Origin of the sequence: Streptomyces sp. NPDC050263 (assembly GCF_040655955.1) — a bacterium.
In the GTDB taxonomy this organism is placed as follows: Bacteria; Actinomycetota; Actinomycetes; order Streptomycetales; family Streptomycetaceae; genus Streptomyces.
In genome coordinates, this window is sequence record NZ_JBFAKW010000287.1 from 1 (window position 1) to 1,767 (window position 1,767).

2 protein-coding genes are annotated in these 1,767 nt (G+C 68.5%); one reads left to right on the plus strand and one right to left on the minus strand.

Going from position 1 to position 1,767, the window contains the following annotated elements:
• Nucleotides 1–185: 185 nt before the first annotated feature.
• Nucleotides 186–728: a hypothetical protein gene (locus AB0J04_RS46020; protein WP_363174714.1), complete on the minus strand. Its 543-nt coding sequence runs from the start codon at nt 726–728 to the stop codon at nt 186–188.
• Between the two features lie 787 nt (nt 729–1,515).
• On the opposite strand from AB0J04_RS46020, the gene AB0J04_RS46025 reads away from it, so the two are divergent.
• Nucleotides 1,516–1,698: a CsbD family protein gene (locus tag AB0J04_RS46025; protein ID WP_363174715.1), complete on the plus strand. Its 183-nt coding sequence runs from the start codon at nt 1,516–1,518 to the stop codon at nt 1,696–1,698.
• Nucleotides 1,699–1,767 lie beyond the last annotated feature (69 nt).

The window sequence follows — 1,767 nt, forward strand, 5'->3', positions numbered from 1 at the left end:
ACCGCGAACGGTGGGGCCCTTCGACGGTTGCAGTCTCATCCACGGTCTCAACGGGATCCTGCGGAGTCCTCCGGGCCTTCGTCGGCAGCCTTGGCCACCTTCCAGACGGTCCTTGCCCGTCGGCGTCAGCGCCCCAGGGGGTACGGTCGTCAACGAGGCGTCGTGAACGCGTAGTTTGCTTCGGCTCACACGGCCCTTGGTGAGCCACGGTCGTGACCGACGGTCGCAGCGCCGTTGGGGCGCAGGACGACGGGGCTGATCGTCTGGTGCCACTTGTTGAGGGTGTAGGCCTGCTCGCGGGCCCGCTCTGCCAGGCGGTCGAGTCCGTCAGGGTCCAGACGGGAGTCGTTGTCGGCGAGGGCGCGAAGCGCCCGCCACAGCGCGGCCTTGCCCTCGACGCCGGTCCGCATCGCCTCCAGCTCGATCAGGTCGCTCAGCGGGGAGCGGCGCATCAGCGTCCCGTTGGGCTTGAGACGGGCGAGCCGTTCGCCCGCGAGGCCGAGCCAGGTGCGGTAGTGACGCGCGGGCACACCGAGGCTGTGCATGATCCGTACAAGGTCGTCCCGGTCCTGCTCGACATCGTGGGCCAGACGGCGCAGCTCGGCCGCGCGGTGGCTGTCGGCATGGGTGTCGGCCATGCGGTGGGCGAGTGCGGAGCCTGCGAACGCCCCGGTCAGATGGTCGTTCAGATAGACGCCCAGGGGCTCCATCAGAAGTTGAGGAGACATCGCGTGTCCTCCGGCAAGAGTGGCCGATCAAGGCCGCCACGTGGCCGGCTCGGGCAGAGGCGCCGGGCTTCCGTGCGGCGCTGACGTGTTCTTCCATCGTGCCTTGCACTGCTGCTGGGCGCTCGCCTGCCGGCGTCACCCAAGGTCAGGCGGGGACAATTGGCAGGTTGGACCCTTTGTGGCGTGCCCTTGTTTTGCGGCGCTGCGTCGCTGCCGGACGCCGTGGACCGGTGATCGGGAAGACTCGGGACCGGCCCGTCATCATGCACGTCCTGAAGCGGGCGCTGCGCTGCGACGACGGGACCACCCGTCAGCGCACCGGGATGCCGCTGTGCAGGTATACGTGGTGGGTCGCACGGGTGCACGTTGATGCGGTGCTCGGCGCGCAGTCGGTTCCTGCGTTGTAGCTGCACACCTTCAGTGCGACGATGGTGATAACGGCCTGTAGTGGGTCGAGGTCGGCCGCCGATGCGCGCCGCAGCAGTCTTCACGGTCGTGGACGTCCTCACACGGCTTGAGCGCCTTCCGGCTGATCAGGCCGCCCCGCAGGTGGGAGACCGGTCGAAGCCCGTATCGTCCTGACCATCGTCTTGGGCCTGCTGTTCTTCTGGTGAGGTCGGCGCTCCCACCCCCGCTGCGGCTTTGTCGCCCCGTGGGCCGGCGCTCCTACGACTCCATGGGGACCGCCCTCATCGTGCGGTCGTGGCTGCTGATCGGCGCCGGATTCGTCGTCTTCGGGGACGCGCTGCTCGGTCGCAATCCGCGTGAATCCACGAAGGAGAAGGACATGGGTGCCGGAAGGAAGGCCAGGAACACGGGCGAGACCATAAAAGGCAAGGCGAAGGAGGCTGCGGGAAAGGCGACGGGTGACAAGGGCCTGGAGGTGGAGGGCAAGGCGGAGCAGGTCAAGGGCGACGCCAAGCAGACCGTCGAAAAGGGCAAGGACACCTTCCGACACGGAACCCGCTGAAGACGGTCGGCCGCGGACACGTTGTGCGCGGCCGCCCGTTGCTGGGGCGGTGCGCGGACCTGCCCATCG

Excerpts from the sequence above, each read along its gene's own strand:
- AB0J04_RS46020 (WP_363174714.1), bottom strand. The coding sequence starts at position 728 with ATGTCTCCTCAACTTCTGATGGAGCCCCTGGGCGTCTATCTGAACGAC.
- AB0J04_RS46025 (WP_363174715.1), top strand. The coding sequence starts at position 1,516 with ATGGGTGCCGGAAGGAAGGCCAGGAACACGGGCGAGACCATAAAAGGC.